This is a genomic window from Bosea beijingensis (assembly GCF_030758975.1).
Classification (GTDB): domain Bacteria; phylum Pseudomonadota; class Alphaproteobacteria; order Rhizobiales; family Beijerinckiaceae; genus Allobosea; species Allobosea beijingensis.
In genome coordinates, this window is record NZ_CP132359.1 from 1,318,231 (window position 1) to 1,336,490 (window position 18,260).

General features: G+C 66.9%; 19 protein-coding genes. 10 read left to right on the forward strand and 9 right to left on the reverse strand.

Features of this window, described 5'->3' with window-relative positions; all coding sequences use genetic code 11:
• Nucleotides 1-75: 75 nt before the first annotated feature.
• The 5 genes from Q9235_RS06465 (at nt 76) to scpA (ending at nt 6,034) form a co-directional block, all read left to right on the forward strand.
• The gene (locus Q9235_RS06465; RefSeq protein ID WP_306225998.1) at nt 76-459 is read left to right on the forward strand and encodes a DUF2267 domain-containing protein; all 384 of its coding nucleotides are present in this window, start codon (nt 76-78) and stop codon (nt 457-459) included.
• A gap of 166 nt (nt 460-625) precedes the next feature.
• Complete coding sequence (locus tag Q9235_RS06470; RefSeq protein WP_306225999.1) at nt 626-2,599, forward strand: methylmalonyl-CoA mutase subunit beta; 1,974 nt, start codon at nt 626-628, stop codon at nt 2,597-2,599.
• Nucleotides 2,600-2,613: 14 nt separating this feature from the next.
• Complete coding sequence (thiD, locus tag Q9235_RS06475) at nt 2,614-3,423, forward strand: bifunctional hydroxymethylpyrimidine kinase/phosphomethylpyrimidine kinase (protein WP_306226000.1); 810 nt, start codon at nt 2,614-2,616, stop codon at nt 3,421-3,423.
• A gap of 5 nt (nt 3,424-3,428) precedes the next feature.
• Nucleotides 3,429-3,872: a hypothetical protein gene (locus Q9235_RS06480; RefSeq protein WP_306226001.1), complete on the forward strand. Its 444-nt coding sequence runs from the start codon at nt 3,429-3,431 to the stop codon at nt 3,870-3,872.
• Nucleotides 3,869-6,034 carry a methylmalonyl-CoA mutase gene (gene scpA, locus Q9235_RS06485; protein ID WP_306226002.1) on the forward strand — a complete coding sequence of 722 codons (2,166 nt, stop codon included), beginning with the start codon at nt 3,869-3,871 and terminating at the stop codon, nt 6,032-6,034. The genes Q9235_RS06480 and scpA overlap by 4 nt, the downstream gene beginning before the upstream one ends.
• Nucleotides 6,035-6,096: 62 nt before the next feature.
• Here the strand turns inward: scpA and Q9235_RS06490 are convergent, their stop codons facing one another.
• The 5 genes from Q9235_RS06490 to Q9235_RS06510 all read right to left on the reverse strand — a co-directional run bounded on the left by Q9235_RS06490 (nt 6,097) and on the right by Q9235_RS06510 (nt 10,441).
• On the reverse strand, nt 6,097-6,366 hold the full coding sequence (locus tag Q9235_RS06490; protein ID WP_306226003.1) for a hypothetical protein: 270 nt from the start codon (nt 6,364-6,366) through the stop codon (nt 6,097-6,099).
• Between the two features lie 97 nt (nt 6,367-6,463).
• Nucleotides 6,464-7,252 (reverse strand): ABC transporter permease, encoded by a 789-nt coding sequence (locus Q9235_RS06495; protein WP_306226004.1) that lies wholly within the window; start codon nt 7,250-7,252, stop codon nt 6,464-6,466.
• Entirely contained in the window at nt 7,249-8,151 is a 903-nt protein-coding gene (locus tag Q9235_RS06500) for an ABC transporter permease (protein WP_306226005.1), read from the reverse strand. Before Q9235_RS06500 ends, Q9235_RS06495 begins: the two co-directional genes overlap by 4 nt.
• On the reverse strand, nt 8,148-9,302 hold the full coding sequence (locus tag Q9235_RS06505; protein WP_306226006.1) for an ABC transporter ATP-binding protein: 1,155 nt from the start codon (nt 9,300-9,302) through the stop codon (nt 8,148-8,150). The genes Q9235_RS06500 and Q9235_RS06505 overlap by 4 nt, the downstream gene beginning before the upstream one ends.
• A gap of 26 nt (nt 9,303-9,328) precedes the next feature.
• Nucleotides 9,329-10,441, reverse strand: a complete 1,113-nt coding sequence (locus Q9235_RS06510) for a polyamine ABC transporter substrate-binding protein (protein WP_306226007.1) — start codon at nt 10,439-10,441, stop codon at nt 9,329-9,331.
• Nucleotides 10,442-10,605: 164 nt separating this feature from the next.
• On the opposite strand from Q9235_RS06510, the gene Q9235_RS06515 reads away from it, so the two are divergent.
• The 3 genes from Q9235_RS06515 (at nt 10,606) to Q9235_RS06525 (ending at nt 11,957) form a co-directional block, all read left to right on the forward strand.
• Entirely contained in the window at nt 10,606-11,343 is a 738-nt protein-coding gene (locus tag Q9235_RS06515; RefSeq protein WP_422678350.1) for a DUF3750 domain-containing protein, read from the forward strand.
• Between the two features lie 72 nt (nt 11,344-11,415).
• A complete protein-coding gene (locus tag Q9235_RS06520; RefSeq protein ID WP_306228141.1) occupies nt 11,416-11,637 on the forward strand; it encodes an antitoxin MazE family protein in 222 nt (73 codons plus the stop codon).
• Entirely contained in the window at nt 11,634-11,957 is a 324-nt protein-coding gene (locus Q9235_RS06525) for a type II toxin-antitoxin system PemK/MazF family toxin (RefSeq protein WP_306226008.1), read from the forward strand. The genes Q9235_RS06520 and Q9235_RS06525 overlap by 4 nt, the downstream gene beginning before the upstream one ends.
• Nucleotides 11,958-11,982: 25 nt before the next feature.
• Here the strand turns inward: Q9235_RS06525 and Q9235_RS06530 are convergent, their stop codons facing one another.
• Nucleotides 11,983-13,266 carry a cystathionine gamma-synthase family protein gene (locus Q9235_RS06530; protein WP_306226009.1) on the reverse strand — a complete coding sequence of 428 codons (1,284 nt, stop codon included), beginning with the start codon at nt 13,264-13,266 and terminating at the stop codon, nt 11,983-11,985.
• 133 nt (nt 13,267-13,399) lie between these two features.
• Between Q9235_RS06530 and Q9235_RS06535 the strand changes: the two genes are divergently transcribed.
• Nucleotides 13,400-13,870: an Lrp/AsnC family transcriptional regulator gene (locus Q9235_RS06535; protein WP_377846710.1), complete on the forward strand. Its 471-nt coding sequence runs from the start codon at nt 13,400-13,402 to the stop codon at nt 13,868-13,870.
• A gap of 6 nt (nt 13,871-13,876) precedes the next feature.
• On the opposite strand, the gene Q9235_RS06540 is transcribed toward Q9235_RS06535, so the two are convergent.
• From Q9235_RS06540 to Q9235_RS06550, 3 genes are all read right to left on the reverse strand, one after another.
• Nucleotides 13,877-14,761 carry an alpha/beta hydrolase family protein gene (locus tag Q9235_RS06540; protein WP_306226010.1) on the reverse strand — a complete coding sequence of 295 codons (885 nt, stop codon included), beginning with the start codon at nt 14,759-14,761 and terminating at the stop codon, nt 13,877-13,879.
• Between the two features lie 12 nt (nt 14,762-14,773).
• On the reverse strand, nt 14,774-15,778 hold the full coding sequence (locus Q9235_RS06545) for an alpha/beta hydrolase (protein WP_306226011.1): 1,005 nt from the start codon (nt 15,776-15,778) through the stop codon (nt 14,774-14,776).
• A 134-nt stretch (nt 15,779-15,912) separates the two neighbouring features.
• Complete coding sequence (locus tag Q9235_RS06550) at nt 15,913-17,064, reverse strand: alpha/beta hydrolase (RefSeq protein WP_306226012.1); 1,152 nt, start codon at nt 17,062-17,064, stop codon at nt 15,913-15,915.
• A 131-nt stretch (nt 17,065-17,195) separates the two neighbouring features.
• Here Q9235_RS06550 and meaB point away from each other — a divergent pair, with 131 nt between their 5' ends.
• A complete protein-coding gene (gene meaB, locus Q9235_RS06555; RefSeq protein WP_306226013.1) occupies nt 17,196-18,182 on the forward strand; it encodes a methylmalonyl Co-A mutase-associated GTPase MeaB in 987 nt (328 codons plus the stop codon).
• The last annotated feature ends 78 nt before the right edge of the window (nt 18,183-18,260 follow it).

Genomic DNA, 18,260 nt, shown 5'->3' on the forward strand with positions numbered 1-18,260 from the left:
AAATCAGATCGTAAACATGTAAACTATTTTTCGAAGGCTTCGTGACGAAGCCGTTTGGCGAGGGGTTTGGGTTCCATGGAAGAATTGCTCACGCGCGTGGCGGCTGCCGCCGGCATCAATGAAGAGCTCGCCCGCAAGGCGATCGGCATCATCCTCGCCTTCCTGCAGAAGGAAGGTCCGGCTGCCGAGATCGGTCAGTTGATGGCCGCGCTGCCGGGCGCGCAGGAACTCGCCGATGCCGAAGGCGGCGCCAAGGGCGGCATGCTCGGCGCGATCGGCGGGCTGATGGGCGGCGGCGGCGTGATGGCGCTCGGCGGTCAGCTCATGAGCGCCGGGCTTTCGATGGGCCAGATCCAGAGCGTCTCGAAGGAGATGTTCGCGGTGGGCCGCGAGAAGGCCGGTGAGGATGCCATGGGCGCCATCGTCGGCGCGATCCCGGGCCTCAGCCAGTTCGTCTGACTTCAGCCGAATTCCCGAACGCCGCGGCGCCGTCTCAGGATAGTGCCGCGGCGTTTTTGTATTCTCGCACCTGCCTTGCGACGAAGTAGGGATGGCGGTGCGCGCGCACCCATGGCAATCAGCGCTCCACGGCTGCACATTGTGCGGAAGAGGAGCATCGGCGCGCATGAACTCGGTTGCCCCATCCGACCTTCCCTATCTCGACGCTTTCGCGGCGCCGTCGCATGACGCCTGGCGCGCAGCGGTCGACAAGGTCCTGAAGGGCGCCGATTTCGAGAAGAAGCTCGTCGGCCGTACTGCCGACGGAATCCGCATCGAGCCGCTCTATCCTGCCGCCGCGGCGCCCGCACGGGCCCTGCGCGCCGAGGCCGGGCGCTGGCAAGTCGCGGCCCGGCTCGACCACCCGAAGCCGGCCGAGGCGCGCACGCTCGCCCTCGCCGACCTCGAGGGGGGAGCCGACACCCTGACCATCAGCTTCGCAGGCGCGCTGGCGGCCCGCGGCTACGGTCTTCTCGCCGACGATGTCGCGACGCTCGATACTACGCTCCAGGGCGTGATCCTGGACCTGATCCACCTGCGGCTCGACCCGGCCCCGCAGGCCCGCATCAGCGCCCTGTTGCTGGCTGCCCTGATCCAGAAGCGCGGCCATGCGCCGAGCGAGCTCTCCGTCTCCTTCGGGCTCGACCCCATCGGCGTCTTCGCCTGCCGTGGCTCGCTCGCGGCGCCCTGGCCCGAGCTCGGCCGCCGGCTTACGGCGACGATCCGCACGCTGAAGGAACGCGGCTTCGCCGGACCGTTCATCGAGGTCGACAGCCGCCCCTATCACGAGGCCGGCGCCAGCGAGGCGCAGGAACTCGGCGCTGTGCTCGCCACGGCGGTCGCCTATCTGCGCACGCTCGAGGCGCAGGGAATGTCGCTCTCCGAGGCGCGCGACGCGCTGGCCTTCACGCTGGTCGCCGATACCGACGAATTCCTGACGGTCGCCAAATTCCGGGCCGCCCGCCTGCTATGGAACCGCATCCAGCAAGCCTGCGGCCTGACGCCGAAGCCGGCACGTATCCATGCCGAGACCGCGTGGCGCTCGCTGACGAAGCGCGACCCGAACGTCAACCTGCTGCGCGGCACGGTCGCCGCCTTCGCGGCCGGGGTCGGCGGCGCCGATTCGATCGCGGTCCAGCCCTTCACCGCCGCGCTCGGCCTGCCGGATGGCTTCGCGCGCCGTATCGCCCGCAACACCCAGCTCATCCTGCTGGAGGAAAGCAATCTCTGGCGCGTCGCCGATCCCGCCGCCGGCGCTGGCGGCTTCGAGACACTGACACAGACACTCTGCGAACATGGTTGGCAGGCTTTCCAGGACATCGAGCGGCAGCGCAGCGGGGATCTCGGCGGCATCGTCGCCGCATTGGTCGAGGGCCATCTCCAGAAGACGCTCGCCGAGCAGCGCGCCGCCCGCGCCAAGGCCGTGGCAACGCGCCGCGAGCCGATCACCGGCACCAGCGAATTCCCCAATATCCGCGAGGAAACGGCAAAGGTGCTCGCCATCGCGCCGGTCAAGCTCGACGGGAAGCGCGTGCAAGGCAGCCTCGCCGAGCGCAACCAGGGCGAGATCATCCGCTCCTTCGTCGGCGGCGCCGGCCGGGCCGATGCGCTGGCAGCACCTGCCGCAGGCCTGCGCGCGGAGCCCCTGCCCTCGCTGCGGCTGGCGGAGCCGTTCGAGGTGCTGCGCGACAAGGCCGATGCCCAGTCGCAACGTCCTGTCGTCTTCCTCGCGACGCTCGGCCCGATCGCCGATTTCACCGCGCGCGCCGGCTTCGCCCGCAATCTGTTCGAGGCCGGCGGGCTCGCGGCCCCCAGCGGCGACGGCTTCGCCAAGGACGGTGCGACCGATCTCGACGCCCTCGTCGGCGCCTTCCGTGCGTCGGGCGCGAAGCTCGCCTGCCTGTGTGGCTCGGATGCGGCCTATGCCGCCGAAGGCGCGGCGGCGGCCGAGGCTCTCGCCAAGGCCGGCGCGACTGTCTGGCTCGCCGGGCGCCCGGCCGAGAGCGAGGCCTTGAAAAAGGCCGGCGTCGCCACGTTCATCTACATGGGCTGCGACGTGGTCGAGACGCTCAAGCAAGCGCAGGCCATCGCAGGCGTCTGACCGGAGACAAGAGTTTGACTGCCATCGCCCTCACCATCGCCGGTTCGGATTCGAGCGGCGGCGCCGGCATCCAGGCCGACCTCAAGACCTTCGCGGCGCATCAGGTCTATGGCGCCAGCGTCATCGTCGCGCTGACCGCGCAGAACACGAAGGGCGTCAGCGCCATCCATGCTGTGCCGCGCGATTTCGTCGCCCAGCAGATGGATGCCGTCTTCGAGGACCTTGATGTCGGGGCGGTCAAGATCGGCATGTTGGCGACGGCCGAATTGATCGAGACGGTTGCGGCCGGGCTGAAGCGCCATGGCGCGAGGAATGTTGTGCTCGACCCCGTCATGATCGCGGCATCCGGCGCGCGGTTGCTGGAAAGCGCGGCGGTCGAGGCGATCCGCACGCATCTCTTCCCGCTCGCGACCCTGATCACGCCGAACCTGCCGGAGGCCGCGGCCCTGCTCGGCACCAGCATGGCCGAGACCGATCAGGCGATGGACGAGCAGGCCGAGAAGCTCGCTGCGCTCGGCGCCGCCAATGTCCTGGTCAAGGGCGGGCACGGCACCGGCGCTATCAGCAGCGACCTCCTGCTGCTCGCGGGCGGCGCGCGCCAGCGCTTCAACGCACCGCGCCTCGCGACGCGCAACACCCATGGTACCGGCTGCACCCTGTCCTCCGCCATCGCGGCCAATCTCGCCAAGGGATTGGAGCTGCCGGAGGCTGTCGGCCACGCCAAGACCTATATCTCGGCGGCCATCGCGGCTGCCGATCAGGTCGAGGTTGGCCACGGCCACGGACCGGTACATCATTTCCACCATTGGTGGGACAGGACGTGAGGGCGATGGCGGCTTCATCCGGTTCATCATCGCCGCTGCGCCAGCGCCGCGCCGAACGGTTGCGGCGCGAGATCGCGCTCTTGGAGCATATGGATGGCCGGCTCTGGCGCAGAGCCGTCATCGATACGCTGGTCGCCGTGGGCCTTATCGCCCTGCTGCTGATCGCGGTGGCGGCGAAGCTGCATTATTTCATGTATCATCCGCTTGCCGTGACGGCGGCCTGTCTCGGTCTCGCGGGGCTCGCCTGGTGGCTCGGCCGCTATACGCTGTGGATACCGGTGATCCTGGTCGCCCTGCTGCTGGCGATCCTGTTCGAAGATGTCGGCGGGCTCGATTTCAACGGCGGCGATAGTGGCAAGGCCAAAGGCAAGCTGGACAGGCGTCGCAAGCTCGACGCCGCCCTGGCGAAACGGCGCCGGACCCTGGCGAAACTGGAGGGGCGTTCATGACCGCGATCCCGGATTTCACGAAGCTCTCCTTCGCTGGCACGGCGCGTCCTGCCACAAGCGCGCTGCCTATGGGCGAAGCCTGGCAGACGCCCGAGGATATCCCGGTCAAGCCTGTCTATACCGCCGCCGATCGTGACGGCCTGCCCTTCGTCGAGACGCTGCCCGGCATCGCGCCCTATCTGCGCGGCCCCTACCCGACCATGTACGTCAACCAGCCCTGGACGATCCGGCAATATGCCGGCTTCTCCACGGCGGAGGATTCCAACGCCTTCTACCGGCGCAACCTCGCCGCCGGGCAGAAGGGGCTTTCGGTCGCCTTCGACCTCGCGACCCATCGCGGCTACGATTCCGACCATCCGCGCGTTGCCGGCGATGTCGGCATGGCCGGCGTCGCGATCGACTCGATCTACGACATGCGCACGCTGTTTTCCGGCATCCCGCTCGACCAGATGAGCGTCTCGATGACGATGAACGGCGCCGTGCTGCCGGTGCTGGCGCTCTATATCGTCGCGGCGGAAGAACAGGGCGTGTCGCAGGCCAAGCTCTCGGGGACCATCCAGAACGATATCCTCAAGGAGTTCATGGTCCGCAACACCTATATCTATCCGCCCTCGCCCTCGATGCGGATCATCGGCGACATCTTCGCCTTCACCTCGGCCAACATGCCGAAGTTCAACTCGATCTCGATCTCCGGCTACCACATGCAGGAGGCCGGCGCGACGCAGGACCTCGAGCTCGGCTACACGCTGGCCGACGGCGTCGAGTATATCCGCGCCGGCCAGCGGGCGGGGTTGAGCGTCGATGTCTTCGCGCCGCGCCTGTCCTTCTTCTGGGCGATCGGCATGAACTTCTTCATGGAAGTCGCCAAGATGCGCGCCGCCCGGCTGATCTGGGCGAAGCTGGTCAAGGATTTCGGCGCGCAGAACGAGAAATCCCTGCCGCTACGCACCCATTGCCAGACCTCGGGCTGGTCGCTGACGGCGCAGGACGTCTTCAACAACGTGCCGCGCACGATGATCGAAGCGATGGCGGCAACCCAAGGCCATACCCAGTCGCTGCACACCAACGCACTCGACGAGGCGCTGGCGCTGCCGACCGATTTCTCAGCCCGCATCGCCCGCAACACCCAGATCCTGCTGCAGCAGGAGAGCGGCACGACCCGGATCATCGATCCCTGGGGCGGCTCCTATTATGTCGAGCGGCTCACCGCGGAGCTGGCCGAGAAGGCCTGGGGCCATATCCAGGAGGTCGAGAAGCTCGGCGGCATGGCCAAGGCGATCGAGGCGGGCATCCCGAAGCTGCGCATCGAGGAGGCCGCCGCCAAGACGCAGGCCCGCATCGATGGCGGCCAACAGGCGATCATCGGCATCAACTGCTACAAGCCGGAGAGCGAAGCTGCGATCGACGTGCTCAAGGTCGACAATGCCGCGGTCCGGGCCCAGCAGCTCGACAAGCTCAAGCGCCTCAAGGCCGAGCGAAACGAGACCGAAGTTCAGGCCGCTCTGACCGCGCTGACCAATGGCGCAGCCGGCAACGGCAACCTGCTCGATCTCGCGGTCAAGGCCGCCCGCGCCAAGGCGACGGTCGGTGAGATTTCGCTGGCGATGGAGCAGGTCTTCGGGCGCCACCGCGCCGAAATCAAGGCGATATCGGGCGTCTACAAGCGGGAGGTCGGCGACATGAACCCAGCCGTGACGCGCGTCCAGTTGATGTGCGAGGCCTTCGAGGAGGCCGACGGCCGCCGCCCGCGTATCCTCGTCGCCAAGATGGGGCAGGATGGTCACGATCGCGGCCAGAAGGTGATCGCCTCGGCCTTCGCCGATCTCGGCTTCGACGTCGATATCGGCCCGCTCTTCGCAACGCCGGACGAGGCGGCGCGGCAGGCGGTCGAGAACGACGTTCATATCGTCGGCGTCTCGTCGCTTGCGGCCGGACATCTGACGCTCGTGCCGGAGCTGAAGGCGGCGCTCGCCAAGGCCGGCCGGCCCGACATCATGATCGTGGTCGGCGGCGTCATCCCGCCGCAGGATTTCGACGCGCTGATCGCAGCCGGCGCCTCGGCGATCTTCCCGCCCGGCACGGTCATCGCCGACGCCGCCGAGAAGCTGCTGCAGGAATTGAACGAGCGCCTCGGCTACGCCCAGCGGACGGCTGCGGAATAAAAGAAGGCGGGCGCTGCCAGCCGGCAGCGCCCGCCCCATGATCACGACCGACGTGGCGACACTTACCGCCAGCCGTAACCATAGCCGTAGCGCGGCGGAGGCGGCCGCATGCCGTAGTCGTCGGAATAGCGATTCCAGCGGCGTTGCCCCCAGAAGCCGTGGACGGCCGGAGGCGCCGGGCGCCAACCATAGCCGTAGCTCGGACGATCATAGGAGCGCTCATAACCGCCGAAGGCCTGGGCCTCGCCTGCTCCGGCGAAAGCTGAAGCCGCAAGCGCGGCAGCGCTGATCGCGAGAACTGCCAAACCGATCCGGGCGCGATTGCCAAACATGGTCTCATGTCCTGTTCCGGCAGGGATCGCCCTGCCACGGATCGGACATTCGCATGGCGTGGCTGAACGGGCTTTGAGGGCGCCGTTCAGCCACGGTTTAACTGCCGGACAGTTGCTCGCGTTTCAAAAGAAGCGAAGCCGCGACCACGACGACGGCGACAGCCCCGATCATGATCGTGCAGGCCGCGTTGATCTCGGGTGAAACGCCGAGCTTCACCGCCGAATAGAGCCGCATCGGCAGCGTCGTCGCGCCGGGGCCGGTCGTGAAGCTCGCGATGACGAGGTCATCGAGCGAGAGCGTGAACGCGAGCATCCAGGCCGCCGCCACCGCCGGCCAGATCAAGGGCAAGGTTACCGTCCAGAAGGTGACGAACGGCGTGGCGCCAAGATCCTGCGCCGCTTCTTCAAGAGAGCGGTCGAAGCCGACGAGTCGCGACTGTACGACGATGCAGGCGAAGCCGAGGCTGAAGGTCGCGTGGGCGATCGTCACTGTCCAGAAGCCGCGCTCGACATCGGCGGCGACGAACAACAGCAGCAGCGACAGCCCCGTCACCACCTCGGGCATCACGAGCGGCGCCAGCACCATGCCTGAGAACAGGGTACGCCCCACGAAGCGACCGTGGCGCGCCAGAGCGAGCGCCGCCAGCGTGCCGAGTACCGTCGCCAGCGTCGCCGAGACGAAGCCGAGGCGCACGGAGAGCCAGGCGGCGTCGAGTAGGGGCTGGTTCTGCATGAGCGCGCCGTACCAATGCGTCGAGAAGCCACCCCAGACCGTCACCAGCCGCGAGGCGTTGAAGGAATAGGCGATGAGCGTCAGGATCGGCAGATAGAGGAAGGCGAAGCCGACGATCAGCGCCAGGATCAATCCGGGACCGAGCCGGCTCATGCCGCCATCTCCCGGCTCAGGCGCGCCCGCTGGAGGAGCACGAGCGGCAGCACCAGCACGACGAGCAGCACGACCGCCACCGCCGAGGCCAGCGGCCAGTCGCGGTTCGAGAAGAACTCGTTCCAGAGCACCTTGCCGATCATCACCGTATCCGGACCGCCGAGCAGATCGGGGATGACGAACTCACCGACAGCCGGAATGAAGACCAGCGCGGAGCCCGCGAGAATCCCTGGCAGCGAGAGCGGCAGCGTCACCGTCAGGAAGGCCGTGACCGGCGTAGCGCCGAGATCGGCGGCCGCCTCCAGCAGGCCGCGATCGAGCTTCTCCAGCGCCGCAAAGAGCGGCAGCACCATGAAGGGCAAATAGGAATAGACCATGCCAAGCAGCACCGCCGCCTCGGTGTTGAGCAGGCGCAGAGGCTCGCCCTCGAAACCGAGCAAGGCGAGCGCCGTATCGAGCAAGCCTTCCGGCCTCAGGATGCCGATCCAGGCGTAGACGCGGATCAGGAAGGAGGTCCAGAACGGCAGGATGACGAAGACGAGCAGGACGCCGCGCCAACGCGCAGGCGCCGAGGCCATGGCATAGGCGAGCGGATAGCCGATCGCGAGCGCGAAGACGGTGGTCAGCGCCGCAATGCGCAGCGAATAGAGATAGCTCTGCCAGTAGAGCGCGTCATCGCCGAGCAGGCTGAAATTCGCGAGATCGAGCTGGGAGAGGAATTCGCCAAGCTGGGCGAGGCCCTCCCAATGCGGCGCATAGGGTGGCAGGGCTGTCGCTGCCTGCGAGAAGGCCATGCGCAGGACGATGGCGAAGGGAACGAGGAAGAACAGCGTGAGCCAGAGATACGGCACGGCCGCGACGAGGCGGCGCAGCCGCTGCAGCGAGGCGGCCGCGCTCATGGCGGCAGCACCACGCCGGCCTCGACATCCCAGGAGAGCCAGACCTTGTCGTCCCAGGCGAAGGGCCGGGCCAGCCGGCGCGTGCGGTTGGCAAGCGCGACCTTGACGAGCTGACCACCCTCCCCGCCGAGCATCACCTGGATCATGGTGAAGTCGCCGAGATAGCCGATATCCCAGATCTCGCCCGCGACCCTGTTGGCGGTCTGGTTCGGCTCGTCATGGCCGATCTCGATCTTCTCCGGCCTGATGCCGACGACGAGCGGCGCGCCCGGCCTCAGGGCCAGCGCCTCTTCGTCGAGCTCAACCGTGCCGACATGCGGCACCTCTGCGCGGATCAGTTCGCCGTCGACGGCCACGATCCGGCCCTCGAAGATGTTGATGTCGCCGACGAACTCCGCGACATGGCGATTGGCCGGCGCCTCGTAGATCACGTCGGGCGGGCCGATCTGGACAAGCCTGCCGTGGTCCATCACCGCCATGCGGTCGGCCATGGTCATGGCCTCGTCCTGGTCGTGGGTGACGACCATGAAGGTGAGGCCGAGCTCGCTCTGCAGGTCCATCAGTTCGAACTGGGTTTGCTCGCGCAGCTTCTTGTCGAGCGCCGCCATCGGCTCGTCGAGCAGCAGCAGCTTCGGCCGCTTCGCCAGCGAACGGGCGAGCGCGACGCGCTGGCGCTGGCCGCCGGAGAGCTGGTGCGGCTTGCGTCCGCCCAGGCCGGAGAGCTTGACCAGCGCCAACATCTCCTCGACGCGCCGGTCGATCTCGGCGCGCGGCAGCCCCTCGCGCTTCAGCCCATAGGCGATGTTGCTGGCCACGCTCAGATGCGGGAACAGCGCATAGGACTGGAACATCATGTTGATCGGCCGCAGGTGCGGCGGGATGCCGGTGATGTCCTGCCCATCGAGCAGGATCGTGCCGGCATCCGGCGTCTCGAAGCCGGCGAGCATGCGCATCAGCGTGGTCTTGCCGCAGCCAGACGGGCCGAGCAATGCGAAGAACTCGCGCGGATAGAGCGCGAGCGAGAGATCGCCCACGGCGGTGACGTCGCCGAAGCGCTTGGTCACGCCCTGGAACGTGACCAGCGGCTTCGCCGCCGGATCGTTCCAGGGTTGGAAGGCCCGGCGCACGCTGCCGGGCGAGGTCTTCTTCATGGCGCCAGCGATCCGTCCGGTGCCGGTCACTTGCCGGTCTTGACGCGGGTCCAGAGCCGGTTCACCAGCCGCTGGGACTTCTGGTCATAGGGCGTGATCGTATAGAGCCGCCCCATCACCTCATCCGAGGGATAGATGCCGGGATTGTCGCGCACCGCCGCCGAGAGGAACGGCTTCGAGGCGAGATTACCGTTGGCATATTGGATGAAGTCCGAGTTTTTCGCCGCCATCTCGGGCTTGTTGACGAAGTCGATGAACTTCATGGCGGCCTCGACATTGCCGGCGTCCTTAGGGATCACCAGCGAGTCGAACCACATCAGCGCGCCTTCCTTCGGGATCGAATAGGCGACCTGGACGCCGTTCTTGGCTTCCTCGGCGCGCTTCTTGGCCTGGAGGATGTCGCCGGAATAGCCGACGGCCAGGCAGATATCGCCGTTCGCCAGCGCGTTGATATATTCCGAGGAGTGGAACTTCTGGATATACGGGCGGATCTTGCGCAGGAGCTCGCCGGCCTTGTTGAGATCGGCCTCCTTCTTCGAGTCGGGATCGAGCCCGAGATAGCGCAGGGCCGCCGGGAACATCTCCTCGACCGCGTCGAGCACATGCACGCCGCAATTCGAGAGCTTCTTCAGCGTTTCCGGCTCGAAAACGATCTTCCAGCTATCGATCACCGCGTCGGGACCGAGGCGCTCCTTGATCTTGGCTGTGTTGTAGCCGATCCCCGTGGTGCCCCACATGTAGTTCACGGCGTATTTGTTGCCGGGATCGTATTTCGACAGCCGGGTCTGGATCTCGGGCCAGATGTTCTTGAGATTCGGCGCCTTGTCCTTGTCGACCGGCTGATAGAGGCCCAGCGGGATATGGCGCGGCAGGAAGGAGGCGGTGACGACGATCAGGTCGTAGCCGGTCTTGCCGGCCAGAAGCTTGGTCTCGACCGTCTCCATCTGGTCGAAGGTGTCGTAGACGACGGTTATGCCGGTTTCCTTCTTGAAGGCGTCGAGCACCTCCGGATCGACATAATCGGACCAGTTGAAGATGCGCAGTTGCTTGTCCTGCGCGACCGCCGGTGCAGCCAGAAGTCCCAGTCCGATCGCGCAAGCGGCAATCGCCTCTGTCAGTCGCTTCGTCGTCCTACCCAATCCGCCCCTCCATCGTGTTGGCGCGCGCAAGCTACCAGCTTTCCCCCCGGCATCAACCGCTAGAGGGCGAGAGCGAACGCCAGCGCACAGGCAAGCTGCGCCTGACGCAAGCGTGAACGGCGGCCGCCTTGCCGGCCTCCATCGTCATGCACATACCGTACCGCATGCGCCTGTTCCGCCGCTTCCTGCTGTTCTTCGCGATCGCCTTCCTGCTGCCGCTCGCGAGCCATGCGGGCTGGTGGTACTGGCAGACTCATGCGCCGGACTGGCGGCGCGCCGACTGGACCAGCGCCAAGCTGCTGCCCGCCGCCTCTGCCGAGCCGGAAGCGACGGTGCATGTCTTCGCCGCGCGCGTCGGGCGCTGGCGCGGCATCTTCGCCCATCACTCCTGGATCGTGGTGAAGGAGCGCGGCGCCAGCGCCTATACCCGCTTCGACGTCGTCGGCTGGGGTGCCCCGCTCCGGGTCAACCATCGCGAGGCCGATGGCCGCTGGTTCGGCAACATGCCGGAATCCGTTGTCGAAATCCGAGGTGAGACGGCGGAGCGCCTGATCCCGCGAATTCGCGCGGCCGTGGCGGATTACGCCTATTCCAGCCCCGGCAGCTATCTCGCCTGGCCGGGGCCGAACTCGAACAGCTTCGTGCAGCATGTTCTGGCCGAGGTGCCCGAGCTCCGGCAGGCGCTGCCGCCGACTGCACTTGGCAAGGACTGGCGCGCCGACGGCCTCTTCGCCGGGCTGACCGCCAGCCGCACCGGCATCCAGGCTTCGCTCTACGGGCTCGCCGGCGTGACCGTGGGCTGGGTCGAAGGCATCGAGATCAACCTGCTCGGCCTCGTCGCCGGGCTCGACCTGCGCAGCCCGGCGCTGAAGCTGCCGGGCTGGGGACGGGTCGGGGTTTAGGATCACGGCTCCCCATAGCCTTGCAGAGCCAACCCGCAAGCGTTACATGTAACGCTTGCGGGAATGATCCATATGCCCAGTTCAACAGCCAGACGTGTCCAGAAGCGCCGCGAGGCGTTGCGGGCTGCCGGCTTACGGCCAGTGCAAATCTGGGTTCCCGATACGCGGCGGCCGGGCTTCGACGAAGAATGCCGGCGTCAGGCACGCCTCGTCGCCAACAGCGACAGCGCCGATCGAGACCTGGGTGTATTTCTGGACGCCGCCCTGGAAGACTTGAATCGCACGCCTGAATGAAACGCGGCGACCTCGTCACCGTCGCGATCTCGGGGGATTTCGGCAAGCCGCGCCCTGCCCTGATCGTTCAGGCCGATCCGTTCGAGCTGACAGCGACTGTGACGCTGCTGCTCATCTCCAGCGATCTCGTCGATGCGCCGCTGATCCGGCTGACAGTCGAGCCCGATGCCACGAACGGCCTGCGCCTTGTCTCCCAGATCATGGTCGACAAGGCGATGACCGTGCGCCGGGATCGGATTGGCTCGGTCGTCGGCCGCCTCGATCCCGAGATGATGATCACGGTGAACCGGTCGCTGGCGCTGTTCCTCGGCCTCGGCTGAGGTAGGCGCGGCGACCGCACTACCCTCAGACCGCCTCGAAGGCCTGAGCCAGATCCGAGATCAGGTCCTCGATATTCTCGATGCCGACCGAAATGCGGATCAGGGCATCGGTCAGGCCGATTTCCTCGCGCAGTTCACGAGCGACGCCGGAATGGGTCATCGCGGCCGGGTGCGAGACCAGCGTCTCGGTGCCGCCGAGGCTGACCGCGAGCTTCATGATCTGGAGGTTGTCGAGCACGGCGAAGGCCTCCTTCTCGCCGCCCTTGACGTCGAAGGCGAAGGTCGAGCCGGCCGCCGTGCATTGGCGGTCGAACACGGCCTTGCGCGGGTCGCCGTCCTTGAGATTGCCGAGATAGTGGACCCTGGCGACCTTGGGGTGGCTTTCCAGATACTCCGCCACCAGCTTGGCATTCTCGTTGGCGCGGCTCATGCGGATGTCGAGCGTCTCCAGCGAGCGCATCAGCATCCAGCAGGAATTCGGATCGGCCTGCGTGCCCAGCGAGCCGCGCCAGGCCTTCACCTGACGGACGAGCGCCTCCGAGCCGCTGATCGAACCGCCGACGAGATCGGAATGGCCGCCGACATATTTGGTCAGCGAGAGCAGCGAGAGGTCGGCGCCCTGCTTCAGCGGCTTCTGGTATTTCGGGCCGAGCATGGTGTTGTCGACGACGACGGGCGGGCGGTGGCCCTGCGACTTCTCCAGCTCGTCGGCGATCATCTTGCAGGCGGCGAGATCGACGAGTCCGTTGGTCGGGTTGGCCGGCGTCTCGACCAGGATCATCGCGACGCGGCCCTTGGCGGCGGCGGCCCGCGCGACGTCACGCATCTGCGCGATGTCGAGCCCGTCGGTGAAGCCGAAGGGGGTGACGCCGAAGGCGCCCATCTGGTTCTTCAGCAGGGTCTCGGTGCCACCATAGAGCGGGCGCGAATGCAGGATCGTGTCGCCCGGGCGCAGGAAGGCGAAGCAGGTCGTCGCGATCGCGGCCATGCCCGAGGCGAAGACGGCGCATTTCTCAGCCTCGTCCCAGATCGCCAGGCGATCCTCGAGGATCTCCATGTTGGGATGGTTGAAGCGCGAATAGACCAGGCCGGGCTTCTCGCCGGGCTTGGGCTGGCGCCGGCCCGAGGTGAAGTCGAAGAAGTCCTTGCCCTGCTGGGCGTTCTCGAAAACGAAGGTCGAGGTCAGGAAGACCGGCGGCTTGAGCGAGCCCTCCGACATGGCCGGCGAATAGCCGAAGCCCATCATCAGCGTCTCGGGATGGAGCTTGCGGTTGGCGATCCGGTCCTTGTGGTAGTTGTCTGCGTTCATGGCCGTCTCCCTTGCGATCCTGCGACGCAGGCCGGTTTCTGCCACCAGATTATTCCCATCACGGCGCCATTGCTTGGCCGATCAGCATCATCCTACTATGGCTTTAGCAGCTTTCTGCTCAATTTCATTCCAGGTGGAGCATATCGTGCTCGACAGCATCGACCGCCGGATTCTCGCCGTACTGCGCGAGGACGGGCGCATCACCAACCAGGACCTGTCGCAGCGCGTCGGGCTGTCGCCGACGCCCTGCCTCAGGCGCCTGAAGCGGCTGGAGGAGACCGGCGTCATCCAGGGCTATACGGCCGTCGTCGACCCCAAGGCCTATGGCCTGCCCTTCAGCGTCTTCGTCTCGGTGCGGCTGACCCAGCAGAACCAGGAGCAGATCGCCGAGTTCGAGAAGGCCGTCGAAAGCTGGAGCGAGGTCGCCGAGTGCTATCTGATGACGGGCTCGCAGGACTACCTGCTGCGCGTCGTCACCGACGGCATCGAGGGTTATGAGCGCTTCCTGAAGCAGAAGGCGACGCGATTGAAATGCATCCAGTCGGTCGAATCCAATTTCGCGCTGGCGACGATCAAGAAGCGCTCCGGCCTGCCACCGGTCTGAAGGCCGTCAGCGGGTGCCGAACAGCTCGGCCGCCGCTGCCTTGGCCATGCCGCTCTGCTGATGCGCCACGCCGGGCACGACGATTTCGCGCCAGCGCAGCGTTACGCCGAGACGGCGCGCTTCCTCCATGGCCGCGGTCATGAAGTGCTCTCCGCGGGCGAAGCGGGTCGGCCCCTGCTCCTCGGCACCGCGGGACTTGTTGAGCTGGTGGTGGTTGGGATCGGTGTCCTGATCGCCGAGCATGACCAGCATCGGCTTGGCGAGGGCACGCGCCAGTGTGGCATCGGCAGCAGGCGTGCCCTTGAGCGAATACGGATAGGCGCGTTCACCGGTCAGAGCCGGCAGCGTGTAGTAGCCGGCATTCGCCACGGCCGCCGTCGCGATGCGCGCCTCCGGCATGAGCATGATCATGCGATGCACGAACTGGGCGCCCGCCGAATGCCCGAAGATCGTATAGCTGTCGCCGGCAACACGGCCACTGGCGCGAGCGGCGTCGAACAGCCTCTCGATCAGGCCAAAGGTCCACTTCGCCTTGTCAGGCTCGCCGCGCACGTCGCCCTGCTGGAAACGGCGGCTGGAAAACTGCTCCTTGTCGAAGCGTGGCGCCAGAACCAGGAAACCGGCCTGGTCGGCAGCCGCCTTCCAGGCATCGCGCGCGCCCTTGGCGTTGCGGCCCATTCCGTGGATCGCGATCAATAGCGGGCAGGGCTTGCCAGCGCAGGCGGGTGGCGCATAGCTCGAAACCGCGACGGTAGCGGGCAACGGGTCGGCATAACTGCCCTCGGACGAGCCGCTCCCGGCGAAAAGCGCCGGCGTTTCGGCAGAGGCGGCGGACAGGCCGAGGCCCAGCGCCCATGCGACGACCACCGCTCCCCTGCCAAGCCGCTTCATTCGCCTTGTCTCCTAGCCGCCGCGGTCCATGGCCCGGCGCACGACCTGCGTGACCTCGCTGTTGGAGAGGAAGAGATCGTGACGCAGCATGCTCCAGCCCCGGCCGGAGGTATCGGCGACCCTGACGCCCAAAGCCTCCAGCCGCGAGCGATCCGCCGCGCCGGCACGCGCGACGCCGCCGGCGATGCGCGCGGAGACGGCCAGCGCCCGGTCACCGGGATCGATGATCACGGTCATACGCTGGGCGAGCGGGCCGAGCTTCTTCACCGTCTGCTCGAAAGCATCGATGTCGATATCGGGCGAGGCCAGCACGACCGAGCCGATCCGAGCGTAGATCTCCTGGGCATCGCGCAATTCGCGCAGGCCTTCCAGCGTCAGGAAGGTGCCCATGGAATGAGCGACGATATGGATGCGGCCGACGGTCGGATTGGCGACGAGCGCCTGCAGCGACTGGACGAAGCCATCGCGCGACCAGAGCGCGCTTTCCCGGTCATAGGCATAATCGAACAGCTTGCCGCCGGAGGGCCAGGTGAACAGGGCGGTGCGGCCCTGGAATTCCAGCGAATGCGAGAGCTGGCCGGCGCTGCGCGCGGCGGTCTCGAAGGTCTCGTTGAAGCCGTGGATATAGAGCAGCACATCGCGCCCGTTCACGGCCTCCGAGAAGGCGCGTGCCGCGTCCCCCGAGGTCTCGCGCGAGATCCCGAGAACGGCCCAGTCGCCGCTCACCGCCGAGGAGACGCGGCCCGAGATGCCGCGCCCGGGCGGTGACAGCCTGGCCTCGGCGAAAGTCAGCGGGCCGCGATCAGTATTGAAATAGGGCACGGCGTTGCCGGTCGACCGGCGCGTCGTCATCACGAGCAGGCGCGGGTCCTTGCCGAGCGCAGAGGTATCGGCCCGCTCGGGCTCGGAGAAGGGCGACACGCTGGCCTCGCTCTGCGCGCAGGCGGCGAGCCCGAGCGGCAGAAACGCGGCGAGGGCCAGCGAACGGCAAGAAAAGGCGCGCCTTGTAACGGGCATGGAGACAGGTATCCGGTCAGATTATGAGGGGCCGAGCTGGCAGCCGGACCTCTAAAGGCAGGTCAAGGCGGCCAGAATGGGGCGAACGGCCCGCTTCCGATCCGAAGCGGGCGCAGCGTTGCGCCGGGGTGACATCACTGCGCGGCGCCGGAAATGATCTGGATCGGCGCGGTGACGACGAGCCCGACGGTCGAGCCGACCGTGCCCACGACGCCGCCGGCGACATCGCCAAGCCGGTCGCCGAATTGCGGCCCGGCGAATCCAATGCCCTTGTCCTGCTGCAGCCTCTGGCCGATGAGCTGCACGACCTTCGGCGACGACGCGAATTTCGCGTGGTTGAGGCTGTCGCCGGAGGAGACCTCGGACAGGTCGATCAGCCGCACGCCGAGCTTCTCCAGCTCCGCGATCGTCTCGGTATCCTTGCTCGACACCGCGCCCAATCGCGTCTTGTCACCGGCGAAGCGCCGGGAGAAATCGAGCGCCCTGTCGTCGGCCGAAACGAAGACGGTTATCGGCCGGCGGATCGCGCGCATCTGCGTCCTGAACACGTCGAGATCGACATCGGGCGCCGCCAGCATGACGTCGCGCAGCTTGCCGCCGAAGGCGCCGTCGCCGCGGATCGCGGCCTGACGCAGCGTCTCCAGCGTCAGGAGCGTACCCATGGAATGGGCGAGGATGTCCATGCGCGACGGGCCGAGGTCGCGGGCGATGGCGCGCAGGTTCAATTCGAGGAAGTCGCGGGAATAGAAGGCGCTCTCGCGATCATAGGGATAGGCCAGCAACTGTCCGCGCGACGGCCAGGTGAACAGCACCGGCACGCCCTTGAAGCCGGAATCATAGACGATCTGGGCGAAGCGATAGGCTGCGTCTGCAAAGTTGGTGTTGTAGCCGTGGACGAAGACCAGGACGTCGCGCTGGGAGGCTGGCCGCCGCTGCAACTCCTTGCGCACGTCGGAGACGATCGGCGCAAGGTCAAGCTTCTGTAGATTGGTCGCGGTGAAATGCTTCGCCGGGTCACCCGGCCCTGAATCGGGCAGCTCCAGATTGCCGGACTTGTGGGTAAGCGGCACGGTGATGTCGAGGCGGGCGAAGGAGAGCTTGGGCCCGCGCTCGCCGCTGAAATAGACCGGCTGCGCCGAGGCCTCGCGCGTCGTCGCGACGTAAATCTGAACGGTCCCTGCGACCTCCGCCTTCGGGGCCTGGCTCAGTTCCAACACGCGCGGCGTGCCACAGGCCGCGAGCGCCAGCGGCAGAAAAAGGGCCAGCAGGAAAACACGAAGCCGCATCGCCACGCACATCATCGCCAAGTCGTCTCACCGCAACGGCGAATTCACAAGATGCGCACATGACACAGTGATGAAGCAAGTGAGCGCCGCGATGCCTTGTCGCCTGCGCCGTCGACTTGCTAACTGGCGGCATGGTCGACAGCAGCTCTCCAGCCGATCCGCTCGGCGATGCAATCCTCGCCGGCGAACGTGCGGCTTTGGCGCGCGCAATCACGCTGGCGGAATCGCGGCGCTCCGACCATCGCGAGCAGGCGCAGGCGCTGATCCAGCGATTGCTTCCCCATACCGGACGCGCCATCCGGGTCGGCATCACCGGTGTTCCCGGCGTCGGCAAGTCGACCACAATCGATGCGCTGGGCACCTATCTGACGGGGAAAGGCCACAAGGTCGCGGTGCTCGCGGTCGATCCCTCCTCGACCCGGACCGGCGGCTCGATCCTCGGCGACAAGACGCGGATGGCCCGGCTCGCGGTCGATCCATACGCCTATATCCGCCCCTCCCCCTCCTCGGGCACGCTCGGCGGCGTCGCGGCCAAGACGCGCGAGACCATGCTGCTCTGCGAGGCCGCCGGCTTCGACGTGATCCTGGTCGAGACGGTCGGCGTCGGCCAGTCGGAGACCGCCGTCGCCGACCTCACCGATTTCTTCCTGGTGCTGATGCTGCCCAATGCCGGCGACGAATTGCAGGGCATCAAGAAGGGCATCATCGAGCTCGCCGACATGATCGCGGTCAACAAGGCCGATGGCGACGGCGCGACGCCGGCCCGCGCGGCGGCGGCCCAGTACAAGGCCGCGCTGCACATCCTGGCCCCGGCTTCGTCGCTGTGGAGCACGCCTGTCGTGACGATCTCGGGGCTGACCGGGCTCGGCCTCGATGCCCTCTGGGCCAAGGTCGAAGAGCATCGCGCCCGCTTCGAGGCCAAGGGCTTGATCGCCGAGAAGCGCCGCAAGCAGGACGTGAAATGGATGTGGGCGATGGTGCAGGATCGCTTGCAGGCGAAGCTGCGGCACGACCCTACCCTCAAGGCCCGCACGCCTGAGCTGGAAGCGGCGGTCGCGGCCGGCCGCCTGTCCCCGACATCGGCCGCCGACGAGATCGCGCGGGCTCTCGGGTTGTAGGCCCCGCACCGGGAGCGTCGGTTTCAGATCGGCACAGATGAAGCTGGCACGCGGCTTGATCCCCGCCGGCGGAGCAGG